At 70.0% G+C, this 16,021-nt stretch carries 18 protein-coding genes; 10 read left to right on the top strand and 8 right to left on the bottom strand.

The window, feature by feature from the left end:
• Positions 1 to 12: 12 nt before the first annotated feature.
• Positions 13 to 273: a glutathione S-transferase N-terminal domain-containing protein gene (locus tag DVR07_RS00435; RefSeq protein ID WP_240318835.1), complete on the bottom strand. Its 261-nt coding sequence runs from the start codon at positions 271 to 273 to the stop codon at positions 13 to 15.
• 203 nt (positions 274 to 476) lie between these two features.
• Here DVR07_RS00435 and DVR07_RS00430 point away from each other — a divergent pair, with 203 nt between their 5' ends.
• Complete coding sequence (locus tag DVR07_RS00430; RefSeq protein WP_115794824.1) at positions 477 to 1,640, top strand: pentapeptide repeat-containing protein; 1,164 nt, start codon at positions 477 to 479, stop codon at positions 1,638 to 1,640.
• Here DVR07_RS00430 and DVR07_RS00425 read toward each other — a convergent pair whose 3' ends face one another.
• From DVR07_RS00425 to DVR07_RS21910, 4 genes are all read right to left on the bottom strand, one after another.
• The gene (locus DVR07_RS00425; protein ID WP_115794823.1) at positions 1,641 to 2,030 is read right to left on the bottom strand and encodes a hypothetical protein; all 390 of its coding nucleotides are present in this window, start codon (positions 2,028 to 2,030) and stop codon (positions 1,641 to 1,643) included.
• A gap of 110 nt (positions 2,031 to 2,140) precedes the next feature.
• On the bottom strand, positions 2,141 to 2,758 hold the full coding sequence (locus DVR07_RS21260) for a hypothetical protein (RefSeq protein WP_162829388.1): 618 nt from the start codon (positions 2,756 to 2,758) through the stop codon (positions 2,141 to 2,143).
• Positions 2,755 to 2,973, bottom strand: a complete 219-nt coding sequence (locus tag DVR07_RS21915; protein WP_205410968.1) for a hypothetical protein — start codon at positions 2,971 to 2,973, stop codon at positions 2,755 to 2,757. The genes DVR07_RS21260 and DVR07_RS21915 overlap by 4 nt, the downstream gene beginning before the upstream one ends.
• Before the next feature lie 5 nt (positions 2,974 to 2,978).
• Positions 2,979 to 3,338, bottom strand: coding sequence for a hypothetical protein (locus tag DVR07_RS21910; RefSeq protein WP_205254468.1), 360 nt, complete (start codon positions 3,336 to 3,338; stop codon positions 2,979 to 2,981).
• Positions 3,339 to 3,468: 130 nt separating this feature from the next.
• On the opposite strand from DVR07_RS21910, the gene DVR07_RS00410 reads away from it, so the two are divergent.
• Both DVR07_RS00410 and DVR07_RS00405 read left to right on the top strand, forming a co-directional pair.
• Positions 3,469 to 5,331: a PINc/VapC family ATPase gene (locus DVR07_RS00410; RefSeq protein ID WP_115794821.1), complete on the top strand. Its 1,863-nt coding sequence runs from the start codon at positions 3,469 to 3,471 to the stop codon at positions 5,329 to 5,331.
• A 104-nt stretch (positions 5,332 to 5,435) separates the two neighbouring features.
• The gene (locus tag DVR07_RS00405) at positions 5,436 to 5,924 is read left to right on the top strand and encodes a pyridoxamine 5'-phosphate oxidase family protein (RefSeq protein ID WP_115794820.1); all 489 of its coding nucleotides are present in this window, start codon (positions 5,436 to 5,438) and stop codon (positions 5,922 to 5,924) included.
• 43 nt (positions 5,925 to 5,967) lie between these two features.
• Here the strand turns inward: DVR07_RS00405 and DVR07_RS00400 are convergent, their stop codons facing one another.
• Positions 5,968 to 8,556, bottom strand: a complete 2,589-nt coding sequence (locus DVR07_RS00400; protein WP_115794819.1) for an efflux RND transporter permease subunit — start codon at positions 8,554 to 8,556, stop codon at positions 5,968 to 5,970.
• Positions 8,557 to 8,679: 123 nt separating this feature from the next.
• On the opposite strand from DVR07_RS00400, the gene DVR07_RS00395 reads away from it, so the two are divergent.
• Positions 8,680 to 9,456 (top strand): TrmB family transcriptional regulator, encoded by a 777-nt coding sequence (locus DVR07_RS00395; protein ID WP_115794818.1) that lies wholly within the window; start codon positions 8,680 to 8,682, stop codon positions 9,454 to 9,456.
• Between the two features lie 88 nt (positions 9,457 to 9,544).
• Here DVR07_RS00395 and DVR07_RS00390 read toward each other — a convergent pair whose 3' ends face one another.
• Complete coding sequence (locus DVR07_RS00390; RefSeq protein WP_115796254.1) at positions 9,545 to 9,826, bottom strand: helix-turn-helix transcriptional regulator; 282 nt, start codon at positions 9,824 to 9,826, stop codon at positions 9,545 to 9,547.
• Positions 9,827 to 10,154: 328 nt separating this feature from the next.
• Here DVR07_RS00390 and DVR07_RS00385 point away from each other — a divergent pair, with 328 nt between their 5' ends.
• The 3 genes from DVR07_RS00385 to DVR07_RS00375 all read left to right on the top strand — a co-directional run bounded on the left by DVR07_RS00385 (position 10,155) and on the right by DVR07_RS00375 (position 13,799).
• On the top strand, positions 10,155 to 10,463 hold the full coding sequence (locus DVR07_RS00385) for an EMC6-like membrane protein (RefSeq protein WP_115794817.1): 309 nt from the start codon (positions 10,155 to 10,157) through the stop codon (positions 10,461 to 10,463).
• A 3-nt stretch (positions 10,464 to 10,466) separates the two neighbouring features.
• Positions 10,467 to 12,281 carry a ribosome biogenesis/translation initiation ATPase RLI gene (locus tag DVR07_RS00380; RefSeq protein WP_115794816.1) on the top strand — a complete coding sequence of 605 codons (1,815 nt, stop codon included), beginning with the start codon at positions 10,467 to 10,469 and terminating at the stop codon, positions 12,279 to 12,281.
• 198 nt (positions 12,282 to 12,479) lie between these two features.
• A complete protein-coding gene (locus DVR07_RS00375; protein WP_115794815.1) occupies positions 12,480 to 13,799 on the top strand; it encodes a hypothetical protein in 1,320 nt (439 codons plus the stop codon).
• Between the two features lie 58 nt (positions 13,800 to 13,857).
• On the opposite strand, the gene DVR07_RS00370 is transcribed toward DVR07_RS00375, so the two are convergent.
• Entirely contained in the window at positions 13,858 to 14,379 is a 522-nt protein-coding gene (locus tag DVR07_RS00370; RefSeq protein WP_115794814.1) for an archaemetzincin family Zn-dependent metalloprotease, read from the bottom strand.
• A 39-nt stretch (positions 14,380 to 14,418) separates the two neighbouring features.
• Here DVR07_RS00370 and DVR07_RS00365 point away from each other — a divergent pair, with 39 nt between their 5' ends.
• The 3 genes from DVR07_RS00365 (at position 14,419) to DVR07_RS00355 (ending at position 15,989) form a co-directional block, all read left to right on the top strand.
• Positions 14,419 to 14,808 (top strand): UPF0146 family protein, encoded by a 390-nt coding sequence (locus DVR07_RS00365; protein WP_205410967.1) that lies wholly within the window; start codon positions 14,419 to 14,421, stop codon positions 14,806 to 14,808.
• Positions 14,809 to 14,886: 78 nt separating this feature from the next.
• Positions 14,887 to 15,678 carry a formate/nitrite transporter family protein gene (locus DVR07_RS00360; protein WP_115794813.1) on the top strand — a complete coding sequence of 264 codons (792 nt, stop codon included), beginning with the start codon at positions 14,887 to 14,889 and terminating at the stop codon, positions 15,676 to 15,678.
• Positions 15,679 to 15,815: 137 nt separating this feature from the next.
• Positions 15,816 to 15,989: an AN1-type zinc finger domain-containing protein gene (locus DVR07_RS00355; RefSeq protein WP_115794812.1), complete on the top strand. Its 174-nt coding sequence runs from the start codon at positions 15,816 to 15,818 to the stop codon at positions 15,987 to 15,989.
• Positions 15,990 to 16,021: the final 32 nt, after the last annotated feature.

The raw sequence follows: 16,021 nt of genomic DNA, 5'->3' as shown, positions 1-16,021 counted from the left end.
AAGGCGTGGTGGCTACGCGTAGTGCTCGTCGAGGTACTCGACGATGCGGTCGCTCTCGTAGCGCGACTCGTCGCTCTCGGGGTCGACGAGGAACGGGATCTGGTCCTTGCCGCCGCGGTCGAGCAGTTCCTCGTGGGCCTCCTCGTCGCGCACCTCGCCGCCGTGCGTCCGCGGGTTGTGCGCGACGTACGACAGCCCGAGCGCCTGCATGTGCTCGCGGACCTTCTTGGAGTAGGGACAGCCCTCCGCCTGGTAGAGTTCCAGCACGGTCACGGGTACGCGCCAGCCACGGGAAACGTCCGTGGCCGACGAGTCCGAAGCCGGTTCAGCCGAAGTCGGCTCCGCCTCGACGTAGACTCCGCCGGAGGGCTCGACCGGCCGGGGCACGCTCTCGACCCAGTAGAGCGCGCTCGGCCGGCTGAGTAGCTTGAACAGTCGGGCACAACTTGAAAAAGGGTCGATGTACTATAGCGCCCATGTCTGAAGAGCTACAGTCCGCGTCGGGGGACGCGGCAACCGCCACCGCGGACCGCCAGACTGCCGTGGAGGGGCGGTGCGGCCACACCCACGAGGCCAGCGCCGTCACCGGACTGGGGGGCGTCTGCTGCTGGCGGCCGGTCTGGGGCGAGACCGAGCGGTGCATCTGGCACGCCGACGTGGCACAGAAGCCCTCGCGGGAGCTCGAGGAGTCGGCGCCGAGCGTCGGCGACCGCCTCGACGGGGCCATCTTCCGCGACGTCGAACTGTCGGGGGCCGACTGGACCGTCGGGCTGACCGTCACCGACGCCCGGTTCGTCAACTGCAACCTCGAGGAGACCGATCTCGGCGGCGCCGACCTCCGGTACTCCCACTTCGAGGGCGTCGACGCCCAGGGGGTGAACCTCCGGGGCGCGAACCTCGAGCACGCCGAGTTCGACCGGACCGACCTCCGGGGGGCCGACCTCTGCGGCGCCCGGCTCCACTACGCCGTGTTCGACAACGCCCGCATCGCCGAGGAGACGACGTTCGGGAAGAACGTGGTCTACGAGGAGGAGCTGCTCGACCACGACGACCAGCGGCGGATCGCGTCGCTGGACGTGGTCCGCCCGCGGGACCACGACGAGAACCGCGTCGAGCGGTACGAGGCCGCCCACTGGACGTACAACGAGCTCCAGCGGCTCGCCGAGGACAACGGTCTGACCGAGGCGTCGCGGGAGTACTACAAGAAGCGCAAGAACGTCCGGCGGCGCGAGGCGTGGGAGTTCGGCCCGTACACCCGGGCGCTCGCCCAGGAGGCGTGGCGGTGGACCACGGGGTACGGCGCGAACCCGTGGCGGGTCATCGTGACGTCGCTGCTGGTCATCGTCCTCTGCGGCGTCCTCTACCCGTTCGTCGGCGGCATCCAGGAGGCCACCAACGGGACCACGGTGACCTACTCGGTGACCAACCCCGACGCCGGACGGCTCCAGTACCTCCTCTTCGCGATCTTCTTCCGGAGCCTCTACTTCAGCACCGTCACCTTCGCCACCCTGGGGTACGGCGACATCGAGCCGGTGGGCAACTACGCGCGGGCCATCGCGGGCACCGAGGCCCTGCTGGGCCAGCTCCTGATGGCGCTGCTGGTGTTCGTGCTCACGCGGAACGTCACCTGGTCGGAGTAGTCAGATGGCGCAGTCGTCGACGTACTCGAACCCCTCGTCGTAATCGTCGCGCTCGTCGCCGTCTCCCGCGTCTGCCTCGTTCTCGCCGCGCCCGCCGCCCGTCGCGAACCGGCTCCCGGAGTTCCGCCCGCGCTCGCCGTCGGCCGCGTTACCGCCGGCCCGGTCGCGGCCGTCGCTCCCGCGGTCGGCGCGACCGCCACGGTCGCCGCGCCCGCCGCGCTCGACGTCACCGCCGCGTCCGCCGCCCGCCGCCGTCTCGTCCTCCGCCGCAAGCTTCCGCTCGACCGCGTCGGCGACCCACGACTCGAGCGACTCGCCCCCGTCGAGGTCGTCGTCGATGCGGTCCTTGAGGCCGGCCTCGACCGTGACTACGAGATGTTCGTGGCGCATGGACCGCGGTGTACGGGACAGCGCCGGATAAATGAGTCGCCCACTCCGACGGTCGAATCGGGAGGCCGACGACCGGGTCGTCCGGTCGGTGCCCGCGGACCGGCGGTCGCTCAGTCGTCCATCGCCTCGGTCGCCTCGTCGGCGGCCCGGTCCGGACGGGCCCGGTCCCACACGGCGACCACGAGACCGCCGACGAAGTTGAAGACGAGGTCGTTGACGACGTCGTCGAGGCCGAACTGTATCAGCACCGCCCGCCCGCCGACGAGTTCGGCGGCCGCGCCGGCGGAGAACTCGAGGATCTCCCACAGCACGCCGAACGCCATCACGAACACGAGCACGACCAGCGCCTCCACCCCCGGCGTCAGGGTGGTCCGGTCGGAGTTGCGCTCGACCGCCTTGACCGTCGCGTAGCCCGCGCCGGCGACGACCGACGCCGAGAGGGCGTGGGCCACCGAGTCGTACCACGGGAGGTTCTGGTATGGCCAGACGATGCCGACCGCGTGGACGAACACCGCGACCGAGAGCCAGAGCACGTGACCCGGGTCGAGCGAGATGCCCGCGTCGCGCCGCAGGACCGCCGGGACGAACGTGACCGCCAGCGACACGAGGCCGTTGACCGCGACGCTGTACTCCCCGCGGTAGACACCGTAGCCGGCGATGGCGAGCATGCCGACCTGGAGCAGCCGGACCAGCGCCCGCTCGCGGTCGTCGCCGAGGGGTGGGCTCATCCGCCCTCGCCCTCCGCCACCTCGGACACGCTCTCCTCGCGGCCGCCCTCCGGGCCGTGCTCGAAGTACAGCTCGAAGACGACCGCGGCCGCGACGCCGGCGACGGTCGCCCGGACGAACTCCCAGTTGACCGCGTGCAGCCCGCCGAGGAGGTCGGTGCCGAGGTACCGGTCGGAGTAGAACTGGAGCACCGCCCAGGCGCCGATGGCGGCCATCGTGGTCAGGACCACCAGCGCGTCGGCGAACCGGGGCGCATCTCGGCCTCGGTGAACAGCGACACCTCGACCACGACCGCGAGCGCCACCGCGGCGACCCCGACGTAGACGGCGTACTCGGTGACCCACGCGGGACCGACCGCCCGCGACACGCCCGGCAGCACCGCGAGCGCCGTCACCGCCGGCGGGAGCGTCGCCGTGAGGTCGCGGAACGCCGCCGCGGGCACGACGAGGACGACCAGCGTGGCCGCGAGGAACCCGGTCCAGACGAGGTCGCCGTCGACCAGGTTCTCGAGTATCGTCAGCGCGAGCACGCCGACCAGGACCCAGCTCGCGACGTCGGCCGCGGACAGTGAATCGGACACGCCCATATCAGTTCCTAGTGACCGACGCGATTGAAGGTTGTTGCCCGGCCGGCGTTCCGGAACGTCGCGAACCCACCGCACGGGGCCGCTCGCTCGTAAAGGGTTTGAACGCGCCGCCCGAAAGGCCGGTATGAACGTACTTCCGGACACGAGCGTCGTCATCGACGGCCGGATCTCCGAGCGCGTCGAGGACGGCGACTTCGAGGGCGCGACGGTGCTCGTCCCCGAGGCCGTCGTGGCCGAACTCGAGGCCCAGGCCAACGGCGGCGCCGACAGCGGCTGGGATGGCCTCGCGGAGCTCCAGCGGCTCGCCGACCTGGCCGACGAGGGGACCATCGAACTGCGGTACGTCGGCGCGCGGCCCGACGCCGACGAGCAGGGCCGGGCCAGCGAGGGCGAGATCGACGCCCGCATCCGGGACCTCGCCGCCGAGCACGACGCGGTGTTCGTCACCAGCGACGTAGTCCAGAGCGAGGTGGCCCAGGCGAAGGGCATCGAGGTCGAGTACGTCTCCCCGCGGGTCGACGAGACCGAGGTCGGCCGGCTGGCGGTCGAGGACTACTTCGACGAGCAGACGATGAGCGTCCACCTCAAGGCCGGCGTCGAGCCGATGGCCAAGCGCGGCGACGTCGGCGACATGCACTACCAGACCATCCGCGACGACCCGCTCGACGAGGAGCGGCTCAGGGAGCTCGCACAGGAGATCGTCGACAGCGCCAAGGAGAGCGACGAGGGGTTCATCGAGCTCGACGAACCCGGGATGACCATCGTCCAGTTCCGCGACTACCGGATCGCCATCGCGGAGCCGCCGTTCGCCGACGGCTGGGAGATCACCGCGGTCCGGCCCATCGTCAAGACCGACATGGACGACTACGAGTACGCCGAGGAGCTCAGAGAGCGGCTGCTCGAGCGCCAGCGCGGCGTGCTCATCGCCGGGTCGCCCGGCGCCGGGAAGTCGACGTTCGCCCAGGCGGTCGGGGAGTTCCTCTCGGACAACGACTTCGCGGTCAAGACGATGGAGAAGCCCCGCGACCTCCAGGTCGGCCCCGAGATCACCCAGTACACGGAGCTCGGCGGCGAGATGGAGAAGACCGCCGACTCGCTGCTGATGGTCCGGCCCGACTACACAATCTACGACGAGGTGCGAAAGACCGACGACTTCGAGGTGTTCGCCGACATGCGGCTCGCGGGCGTCGGGATGATCGGCGTGGTCCACGCGACCCGGGCCATCGACGCGCTCCAGCGGCTGGTCGGCCGGGTCGAGCTCGGGATGATCCCCCAGATCGTCGACACCGTCGTCTACATCGAGGCCGGAGAGGTGAACAAGGTGTACGACGTCTCGACCCAGGTCAAGGTGCCCGAGGGGCTGATGGAGGAGGACCTGGCCCGCCCGGTCATCATGATCCAGGACTTCGAGACCGGCCGGCCCGAGTACGAGATCTACACCTTCAACCGCCAGGTCGTCACCGTCCCGCTCAACGAGGGCGAGCGCGAGGAGAGCGGCGTCTCGAAGCTGGCGAAACAGGAGATCGAGCGCGAGATCCAGTCGGTCGCCCGCGACCGGGTCGACGTCGACGTCCAGGGGCAGAACCGCGCCACGGTCTACGTCAGCGACGACGACATCTCCTACGTCATCGGCAAGGGCGGCGGCCGCATCGACGACATCGAGAACCGCTTGGGCATCGACATCGACGTCCGCACCCACGACGAGAAGCCCCAGTCGGCCTCGGGCGCACCCGGCGCTGCGGGCGGTGCAGGCGGCGGGGCCGCGCAGGGCGAGACGGTGACGCCCGACATCACCTCCCGGCACATCGTGCTGCCGACCGACGGCCACGCCGGCGAGACGGTCGAGGTCCAGGCCGACGGCGAGTACCTCTTCACCGCGACCGTGGGCCGGGGCGGCGACATCCAGGTCTCGCGGGGCAGCGCCATCGCCGAGGAACTCGAACGGGCCATCGACCGCGAGCAGGCGATCACCGTCGTGGGGGCGTAATCGGCCGGGAGCGGCTCGTTTTCTCCGTTCGCTCGCGGTTCCCAGTTCGCGGGATTCGCAGGCCGATTAAATGACGGCTCGGCTCCACCGTCTCGACCGTGGATATGTACACCGACGAATCTCCTGCGGGAGCCGACCCTGAACCGTCCGTCGAGAACTCCGGTGACGTCCGGATGTCGGCCGACGCGGTCGAGGAGTTCCTCGACCGGCGAGGGTGGGGCTGCCTGACGCTCGCGAGCGACGGCGACGCCTACGCGATACCGATGTCGTTCGGCTACGACGGCGACGGAACGCTCTACTTCTTCGTCCAGGCCGACCGCGACGGGCGGAAGATGGCGTACCTCGACGCGACCCGGACCGCCACCTTCCTCGTCCCCGAGATCCGACCGCCGTCGTGGACCAGCGCGGTCGTCCGGGGCGGAATCGAGCGCGTCCCCGACGAGAACGTCGAGGCGGCGTACGCCGCCTTCGCGGCGAACGCGTGGTTCCCGGCGTGTCCGTGGACCGGCGACAGGCACCCGACCGCGTTCGAGTTCTACCGGCTCGACGCCGACGAGATGACCGGGCGGAGTTCGAGCGCCGCCGGCGAGTAGGGCGTCGGGGGAACCCGGAACGCATCGAAGGCGCTCGGCCCGGTCAGTCGCCCGCCGTCCCGGCCGCCGACCCGCCGACCGGCGTCCCCGCGCCGAGGTACCGGTACCAGAGGACGAGCAGACTCGGCAGGACGACCACGCTCGACGCGAACGCGAAGACGATGGCGGTGCCCGTGACCGCGCCGAAGCGCTGGAGCGAGGGGACCAGCGCGAGCAGCAGCACCCCGAACCCGCCGGCGGTCGTGACCGCGCTCGCCAGCAGCGCGCCGCCGGTACCGGCGAGCGTCGTCTCCAGCGCCGCGACCGGGTCGCCGGCGGCCGACAGCTCGTCGACGAACCGCTCGCTGATGTGGATAGAGTAGTCGACGCCGATGCCGATGGCGATGCTGGCGATGATGGCCGTCTCGGTGGTGAACGGGATGTCCAGCAGGTACATCGCCCCCAGGATCCAGCTCAGCGCGAACACCACGGGGACCATGGTGACCGCGCCGAGCGAGAGGGTGCCGTACCGCCGGTAGAAGACGGCGGTCAGGAACGCGACGATGACACCGAGCGTGATGAGGAACGTCTCGACCAGCGTGAGCAGCAGTTCCGCGTTGACGATCTCGTTGATGATCGGCTGGCCCGTCGCGGTGACGGTGAGGTCGGTCCCGGACTCGACGGACGCGGCGACGGCCCGCATCTCGCTCGTGACCGCGCCGGTGTCCGACCCGCCGCGGACCGACACCGAGAGCCGGAGCGCGCGGTACTCGCCGTCGGCGCGGTGGATGACCCCGGCGGCCTCCTCGGGCGCGGCGGCGTACACCGCGTCGTAGACCGCCGCCAGGTCCTCGTCGGGCACGCCGTCGCCGTCGGCGTCGCGCTCGGCGACGACCCGGGCGACCGTCTCGTTCTCGGCCGCGACCCGCCGGACGACCGAGAGGGGGCCGTCGACCGCGGGCCGGCCGGAGGCCAGCGTGATGGCGGTCGAACTATCGTTTATCTCCTCGCGGGCGGCCGCGAGGCGGTCGAGGGTGTCCGGGGCGGTGACCGGCCCCTCCACCAGTATTTGGACCTGCGACCGGTCGCGCGACTGGACGAACCTGTCGTTGAGGAAGACGACGTTCTCCCGGATCTCGTAGTCGCTCGGCCGGAGCGGGCCGGGCAGCGAGTCCATCCACGCCGGGGAGTCCCGCGGCAGGAAGTCGACCTGGTTTATCGAGGTGTCGACGTCGGTCGCGGCGTAGCCCCCGGCCGCGCTCACGGCCAGCGCGACCAGGACGACCGCGACCGGGAGCCTGCGGGCCGCGGTCGCGCCCAGGCCCAGCAGCCGGTTCACGGCGGTCCCGCCGGTGCCGAACGCCCGCTTGCGGCGGTCGACCCCGAGGCGTTCGAGCAGCCCGTCGAGCTCAAGCTTGAGCGCGGGCAGCAGGCCGGCGAACACCACGAACGCCGAGACGATGCCGAACGCGCTCACCAGTCCGAACTGCCGGATGGACTCGATGGGGCTCACCAGGTTCGAGGTGAACCCGACCGCGGTCGTGAAGGTCGTCGCCGCGAGCGCGACGGCCACGCCGGCGAGGCCGACCCGCATCGCCTCGCGGGGCGAGCGGTCGTGCTCCTCGGCCCTGGCCTCGCGGTAGCGCATGACGACGTGGAGCGCGTAGTCGATACTGAGGCCGATGAGCAGGAACGGGACCGCGATGATGATCTGGGTGACGCCGACGCCGGCCCACCCCATGAACCCGCCCATCCAGACCAGGACGAGCAGCGTCCCGAGGAGCCCGAGCGCCACGTCGAGCAGGTCGCGGTAGGCGACGAACAGGACGCCGAGGACGAGCACGAGCGCGAACGGGGTGATGACCGCGAAGCTCTCGCCGGTCGCCTGCCCGGACAGTTCGTCGACGATGCCCGCGCCGAACACGAACACGCCGGTCGAGTCGACGGTCCGGTCGGCGACGTCGCGGGTCGCGAGCTGGGCCGCCGCCGCGTCCTCGGAGAGCGAGTCGCCGCCGGCGTCGTTGCGCTGGAAGACGAAGAGGACGCGGGCAGAGGCGGTCGTGGTGCCCGGCTCGTAGTCGGTCGCCAGCAGCGTGTAGGGGTCGACCGGGCCGGTCGCGGCTCGGTCGGGGTCGAGCACGCCCAGGAGGACGCGGTCGATCTCGGACTGCGACATCGACTCCAACTGGGCGATCTGGGCGTCCAGCGTCGGTCGGCGCGGGGCCGGCGCGCCGCGGGAGTCGTTCGCGGCGGTCGCGTTCCCGGCCCGCGCCCGGCGGATCGCGGCGGTCGCGACGAGGTTCGAGAGCCCGACGGTCGGCTGCCCCTCGCGGAGCGTCGGCCCCACCGTCTCGTCGTCGCGGAGCCGCTGCTGGAGTCGCAGGGTTTCGAGCAGCGACTCCCTGGTCAGCACGTCGTCGCCGCGCACGACGACCTGCATCACCGAGGTGTTCTCGTCGCCGGTGGCGAAGTTGGCCTCGATGTAGTCGAGCTTCTGCGCCTCGGTCGAGTCGCTGCCGAAGCTCGCGATGGTCAGTCCGGAGTCGACGTTCGCCGCGCCGTAGCCGACGACGGCGGTCGAGACGAGCAGCAGCGCGAGAACGACTCTGCTGTACGACGTCAGCACGTCGGCGTAGCGGTCGGGGAGGCTCATCGGTCGACCGTCGTTTCGTCCCCGGCATATAAATGGTTGTAGGATTCTACAATAACTTCGAGACGGCGGGGGCGACTCGAAACTACTTAACTACGAGCGGTACCTGCGTTCGGCAGAGCCCACATGAGCGCGCACGACGCAGTCGAGGCGCTGAAGGAGCTCGGCCTGTCGAACTACGAGGCGCGGGTGTTCGTGGCGCTCCAGCGCCTCGGAACCGGGACCGCCCAGTCGGTCAGCCGGGAATCGGACGTGCCGCGGTCGCAGGTGTACGGCGCGGCCGACGACCTGGCGAACCGGGGGCTGGTCGAGGTGGTCGAGTCCTCGCCCAAGGAGTACCGCCCGGTGAGCCTCTCGGCCGCCCGCGAGCAGCTCCGGGCCCGCATCGAGCGCGAGCACGAGCGGGCCTTCCGGAACCTCGACGCGCTCCGGGACGAGCACGCCGACCGCGGCGACGACCGCGACGTGGCGACCCTCCGCGGCCACCACGCGATCCACGAGCGCGTCGCGGACCTGGTCGACGGGGCGACCGAGCGGGTGATCATGGTGGCCGGCCGCGGCGACCTGATCTCGGAGCAAGTCGCGGCGGCGTTACGGGAGCGGGCCGACGCCGGCGTGTCGGTCCTGCTGGTCACCGAGGACCAGACGGTGGCCGACCGGTTCGCCGACGCGCCGGTCCGGGTCACGGTCGCCTCGCCCGACCGGACCGGCGAGTTCACCGGCCGGACGCTGCTGGTGGACGACGCGACCGTGCTGCTGTCGGTCCGGACCGAAGACGGCCCCGAACCGTTCGCCGAGACCGCGCTCTGGACCGCCGACTCGCGCATCGGCGACATCCTCGCCGAGTACGTCCACGCCGGGATGCAGTCGGGGTTCGAGGCGGGCGGGGAGTCGGAGGACTGAGAACTGCGGCGGACCCGCGTGCGGGCAAACGCCTGCGTGCAGGTCGGTTCGGACAATCAGCGGAGAACGGCGGGCGTCGGTCGGTCGCTCACTCGGCGCACTTCTGGGCGTCGGCGCCGTCGGCCGAGGTGTCGCAGGCGACGTCTATCTCGTAGAGGTTCTGACGCGCGTCAGCGAAGTACACGTCCTCGGTCACCACGTCGAGTTCCTCCAGTCGCTCGAGCGCGTACCGCACGGTGCGGGCCGACAGCATCGACTCCTCGACGATCTGTTTCTGCGTGAGCGCGCCCTTGTACTCCAGCACCTTGAAGACCAACTTCGCGCTGGGTGGCAGGTCGTCGATGTCCTCCAGCTCGGACTGAGTAGCCATCATTACGAATCGAAACACGCCACCGGCATAAAAGTACGACCTTTGCACTACGACCTTGCAGCGGCTCGACCAAAAATTGTACGGCGGTGCAAGGGGAGCCGCGTCGGTAGTCACGGCCCAGTTCCGCTCTTGTACCGCGGTTCTCGGCCAGCACCCAGCGAGACAGGGCCCGTGACTACCGCGCAGACCCGGGTCGGAGCCGGACCGGCACGCGGCCGCGAACCGTGGGGAGCGCTGGCCGAACGGACATGACGGGACCGGACGGTGTCGGAATCCGGAGCGGGACGAAAGGTTGGGGTTTTTGAGGGAGCGTCCCCGACCAACAGGCATGGCGACCGAACAGGCTTCCGAGCGACGGGCGTCTCACGTCAGAGGCGTCACCGTGACGGCCGTGGCCTCCCTGGGGGGTATCGCCGCGGCGCTCGTCTCGGCGATGGTCCTCGGCACCGCCGCCAAGGACCAGCTGGGACTGGCCATCGTGGTGGCGTTCGTCGTGCTCGAAATGCCCATCATGCAGGGACTCGGCATCGACGTCGGTGACTTCTCCACGAAGGACCACCTCTACGTCGCGTTCATGACCTTCTCGCTGTGGTTCGTCACGTGGACCATCCTCCTGACCAACGGAGTCACCTTCTGATTCATGGCGGACGACAGCATCGCGGTCGTGGACCTCGAGCGGTGCCAGCCCGACCGCTGCAACTACGAGTGCAAGAACTACTGCCCGCCCAACCGGACGGGCAAGGAGTGCATCACGCTCCGGGGCGACGACGCCGAGGAGGGCGACCCCGACCAGATACACATCAGCGAGGAGATCTGCCTGGGCGAGACCTGCGGCATCTGCGTCGAGAAGTGCCCGTTCGACGCGATCGAGATCATCAACCTGCCCCAGGAGCTCCAGGACGACCCGGTCCACCGGTACGGCGAGAACGCCTTCTCGCTGTACGGGCTGCCGGTCCCGCTGGAGGGGCAGGTCACCGGCATCCTCGGCCCGAACGGCATCGGGAAGACCACCGCGGTCCGGATCCTGGCGGGCGAGCTCGCCCCGAACCTGGGCGAGCACGCCGACCCGCCGGGCTGGGACGCGGTGCTGGAGGCCTACCGGGGCACCGAGCTCCAGGACTACCTCGCGGCCGTGAAGGACGGCGACGTGAGCGTCGCCCGCAAGCCCCAGTACGTCGACAAGATCCCCGACCGGTTCGACGGCCCGACCGAGCAACTGCTCGAGAACGTCGACGAGCGCGGCGTGCTCGACGACCTGCTCGAGCGACTCGAGATCGAGCACGTCCGCGACCAGGACATCGACAGCCTCTCGGGCGGGGAGCTCCAGCGGGTCGCGCTGGTGGCCTGCCTGGCCCGGGACGTCGACTTCTACTTCGTCGACGAGATCACGCCGTACCTCGACATCAGCCAGCGCGTGAAGGCCGCCCGGCTCATCCAGGAGATGGCCGAGGAGGAAGGCAAGTCGATGCTCGTCGTCGAGCACGACCTCGCAATCCTCGACCTGGTGGCCGACAACCTCCACGTCGCGTACGGTGAGCCGGGCGCGTACGGCGTCATCACCTCGCCGAAGTCGGTCCGGAACGGCATCAACGAGTACCTCGAGGGGTACCTCGACAACGAGAACATGCGCATCCGGCCGAACGCCATCGAGTTCGAGGAGCACGCCCCGCGGCAGGTGACCCGGGCCGACACGCTGGTCGAGTACCCCGACATCTCGAAGTCGTACGGCGAGGGCGAGTTCGGCCTCGACGTCGAGGGCGGCGCCATCCGGGAGAACGAGGTGCTGGGCGTCGTCGGCCCGAACGGCATCGGGAAGTCGACGTTCGCCGACCTGCTCGCCGGCCAACTCGAGCCCGACGAGGGCGACGTGGACTTCGACCTGGACATCTCGTACAAGCCCCAGTACATCGAGATCGACCAGCCGATGCAGGTCGAGGCGTTCCTGCGGTCGATCACCGACCGGGTGGGAACCTCGTACTGGGACACCGAGATCGCCCAGCCGCTCCAGCTCGACCGCATCATGGAGCAGAACCTGCTGGACCTCTCGGGCGGCGAGCGCCAGCGGGTCGCCATCGCGGCCTGCCTGTCGGAGTCGGCCGACCTCTACCTGCTCGACGAGCCCTCGGCGTACCTCGACGTCGAGCAGCGGGTGCGGGCGACCAACGCCGTCCGGCGGTTCGCCGAGCAGCAGGACGCCACGGTGATGGTCATCGACCACGACATCTACATGATCGACCTGCTCGCCGACCGGCTGATGGTGTTCGACGGCGAGCCCGCGGTTCACGGCCGCGCCAGCAAGCCGAAGGGGATGCGCGAGGGGATGAACGACTTCCTCGCGAACCTCGACATCACGTTCCGGCGCGACGAGAACGTGGGCCGGCCCCGCATCAACAAGCCGGGGAGCCAGCTCGACAGGGAACAGAAGAAGCAGGGCGAGTACTACTACGCGCCCTGACGACGGCCGGGTTGCCACTCCGGCGGCCCCGGTCGACGTTCTAGCAGTCCGGTTCGATACCCCGTTCTCAGTCGAATCGCCTCGCGGCGACCGACTGCGAGAACCGTACTCGCACGTCCTGCACCCGACCCGTACGGGGCGGTTCTCCGCCGGCGCGGAACCGAACGATTTTCGTCAGCGAACGCATACCCCCACGCAGTGACACGACTTCCGGAGTGGCTAGGGACCGGCCACGAGCGCCGCGCGAAACTGTTCGCGTTCGTCGCGGTCCTGGCGCTCGCGGTCGCGAGCGTCGGCGTGCTCGCCGCCCCCGACCAGCCCCGCCTCACCGTCGCCGAGGAGTCGCCCGAGAACAACACCCTCGTCGCCCTCCAGGGGTACAAGGACGAGGGCCGAGCCGTCGAGTTCTCCCCCGACGGCGAGATCGTCTGGGAGTACGCCGACGCCGACGACGTGTTCGACGTCGAGGCGCTCGGCCCCGACCGGGTCCAGGTGTCGACCGCCACCGAGATCCCGGACGGGGAGTGTCCGGCCCGCTTCCGCGACGACGGGTTCCGGAACTGCGTGCGCAACGCCCTCCGCATCGTCGAGCAGTCGACCGACGAGGTGGTGTGGGAGTACGCGTGGTACGACGCGGAGCTCCACGAGCACGAGCTCCACGACGCCGACCACTACGCCGTGAACGGCAGCGACCGGTGGGTCCTGGTCGACATGGGCAACGATCGCGTGTTCGCGGTCAACCGCCAGCAGGAGATCGTCTGGCAGTGGAACGCCACCGACACCTACGACCGGCCGAAGGGGATGGGGCCGGAGGGCGACTGGACCCACATGAACGACGTCGACCGGATCCGGCCGGGCGTGTTCCAGGTCAGCCTCCGGAACTTCGACACCGTGGTCGAACTCCGCGTCGAGAACGCCACGGGGAGCAGTGCCGGCGCGGGACCGGGCGACCGCGACGTGACGGTCCGGCCGATAGTCGGGCCGAACCAGTTCGCCGGCAAGGGCGACGTCCTCTACGAGCAGCACAACCCCGACCGGCTCGCCGACGGCCACCTGCTGGTCGCCGACAGCGAGCACGACCGGGTGGTGGAACTGAACCGGTCGGGCGAGGTCGTCTGGGAGTTCGGCGGCAGCGCGACCCTGAACTGGCCCCGTGACGCCGACCGGCTGCCGAACGGCCACACCCTCGTCACGGACTCGTACAACGACCGGGTCGTCGAGGTGGACGAGGACGGCGAGATCGTCTGGGCGGTCGAGACCGGCGGGCTGCCCTACGAGGCCGACCGGCTGCCGGGCGAGGGCTCGAGCGACCACCCGACCGCGACCGAGGCCGACCTCGCCGACGGCGGCGAGGAGTCGGTCGTCGAGCGGTACGTCGGCTTCGCGGCCGCCATGACGAAGTACGTCCTCCCGACCGACCTGGGGCGACAGGTGGTGCCCCTCGCGGTGGGACTGGTCGGACTGTTCGGCGCGGTCATCGAGGGCGTCAGGTGGCGGGGGCTACCGTTCCGGAGGTAGTCGGCGACTCGAACGCGGAAGACGGCGATAAAAGGAGGCTAACGGCGTCGGCCGGCGGTTACATCACGTCGCGCTGGCAGGAGCCACAGAGGTTCTCCTCCTTGACGTCGACCTCGCGGACGGTCGGCGAGAAGTTCATGACGCAGCGCTTGTTGTCGCAGTGTTCGAGTCCGAGCGTGTGGCCGATCTCGTGGACGACCTCCTTGCGGACCCGGTCGTCGAAGATCTCGCTCGCGCTCCGGTTCGAGAACCCCCCGTCGCTGGAGGTCTGGAGTCGGTACGTCGAGATGACGCTCCCGTTCCCGTCGAGGTAGGCGAGACCGAACACGTAGTTGCGGCGGCGGTAGAAGAGGTCCTTGGGCGTGATGGCGATGTTCTTCTCCCCCGACCCCACGCGGCCCGCGAGTTCGATGAACTCCTCGGCGCGGTACTGGTCGCGCTTCTCGTCGTGGGCCCCGGTCGGAATCGGCTGGGCGTCGTGGATAGTGACCTCGCAGTCGTAGACCGAGCGCAGGGCGGTCGAGGCCTGTCGCTTGACTGTCGCAGAGAGATCCCCGACCGGGACGACGTCAACGAGCATGGGAAACACTATGCGGGAGCGGCCCATAAACTTCCCGCCGTGCGACCCCGAGCCCGTCGTGCCATCGTCGGCCGCCTGTCGGACTTCGAGCGACTGGTGGAGGTCGGGGTGGGCAACCGACCCGACGTGGCCGGCGGGCTGGCCGACGCCGGCAAGCGCGTCACCGCGACCGACGTCCACCCCCGCGAGGTGCCGGCCGGGGTCCAGTTCGTGCGCGACGACATATGCGACCCCGACCCAGCGGTCTACCGGGACGCCGACGCCGTCTACGCCCTCAACCTCCCGCCGGAGCTCCACCGGCCCGCGCTGTCGGTCGCGCGCGACCACGGCGCCGCCTTCCTGTTCACGACGCTGGGCGGCGACCAGCCCGCGGTGTCGGTCGCCCGCGAGACGCTCCCCGGCGAGACGCTGTACGTGGCGCGCCGGTAGCGTTCGGTCCGCTGAACCGGCAGTAGGGAGACCGTACCCGCCAAGAGCCTTAACACCGCATCGGACGACGAACGAGGTGTGGCAGTCGCACCCGATCCAGCAGAGATCTTCGAGCGGGCGGTCGAGGAGGGCGAGCGGCGACTCGATCAGTCGTGGCTCGAACTCGCCTCGACCAGCTTCATCGCGGGGTTCACCGTGGTGTTCGGCATCGTCGCGCTCGGCATCGTGGAAGCCGCGGTCGAGCCCCGGTTCGGCCACGGTATCGCGAAGATCACGGGCGCGCTCGCGTTCGGCATCGCGCTCGTCTTCCTGGTGGTGGGTCGCACTGAGCTGTTCAACGAGAACTTCTTCGACCCGGTCGCGAAGGCGGTCGAGAAGGACGGGTCGTGGATGGTCGGCCCGCTCGTCCGGCTGTGGGCGGTCACCTTCGTGCTCAACCTCGCCGGCGGCGCCCTCTTCGTCGCCGTCCTGTCGGTCGACGGCGCGCTCCCGTCCGGGGCGGCGGAGGTCCTGGTCGCCTTCGCCAACGAGGTCGTCCACCGGCGGACCGCGCCCGAGTTCGTGAAGGGCGTCGTCGGCGGGATGCTGGTCACGCTGCTGTCGTTCATGCTGGAGGCGGTCGACAGCGTCGGGAGCCGCATCGCGCTGGCCTACGTCGTGGGGTTCCTGCTGACGCTCGGCGTCTTCGACCACGTCATCGTCACGATACTCCACGTCGTCTTCGGGTTGTTCCTGGGCGCGAACATCGGCCTCGGCGAACTGGCGGTCACGACCGCCGTCGTCACGGCCGGCAACTTCGTGGGCGGCCTCGGACTGGTCACGCTCACGCACGTCGCGCAGGTGAAGGGGGCGCGGGAGTCGGGGGAGTAAGTCCGTCGGCAGCCCCACGGTCGAATCGGACGAGTCCGTCGAGCGGCCGAAGCGCGAGCGGGGAGCCGACGGAGCCACCTGCGAGTGGTGTGGTAACACGACACCAGCGTTATGGCAGTGAACGGCGTAGTCGTCGCATGGGCACCTGCAAGCGATGCGGCGAGAAGATGACGGGGGACCGAGGGTGTTCGTACTGCGGCAACACCTACTGCCCCGAGCACCGACTCCCCGAGAAACACGACTGCGCCGGAGTGAAGCACTGGGACGTCGAGGGCGAGCGCTTCGACAGCGGCTTCGGCGGTTCGGAGTGATCCCGTTCCGTCCGGCGCCGACGCTCCGCGGT

The sequence above is a fragment of the Halorussus rarus genome (assembly GCF_003369835.1).
In the GTDB taxonomy this organism is placed as follows: domain Archaea; phylum Halobacteriota; class Halobacteria; order Halobacteriales; family Haladaptataceae; genus Halorussus; species Halorussus rarus.
This window is presented reverse-complemented; position numbering and strand designations above follow the sequence as displayed.